1 protein-coding gene is annotated in these 263 nt (G+C 71.9%); it reads right to left on the bottom strand.

Translation table 11 applies throughout. The features are described 5' to 3' along the window. Positions 1–263 (bottom strand): hypothetical protein (locus FXF52_RS42365; protein ID WP_187414039.1); only part of this gene is annotated, 263 nt, incomplete at both ends.

Raw genomic sequence — 263 nt, 5'->3', positions numbered from 1 at the left:
GATCCACCCCGGCCACCCTGGCCGGGTCCGGTCCCTCACCCGGCGGATACGTCGCCACCGGGACTTCGGCGGTGATGTCGAGGAACAGGCGGCCGCCCTCACACAGCAGGGTGACCGACCGGACCTGCTTGACCGGATACGGCACTTCCCGCGCCAGGCGGATCCACAACGGCGGGCTGTTTTGCGCGGTGGGGATCCGCACCCGCCGCCCGTCGAGGGTGAAGGTGCCGTGATGCCAGCGCACCGGCATCAACGCCCGCCGG

This window comes from Micromonospora sp. MP36 (assembly GCF_008119785.1).
Taxonomy (GTDB): domain Bacteria; phylum Actinomycetota; class Actinomycetes; order Mycobacteriales; family Micromonosporaceae; genus Micromonospora.
The sequence above is the reverse complement of the archived record's forward strand: the minus strand, read 5'-3'. Positions and strand labels throughout refer to the sequence as shown.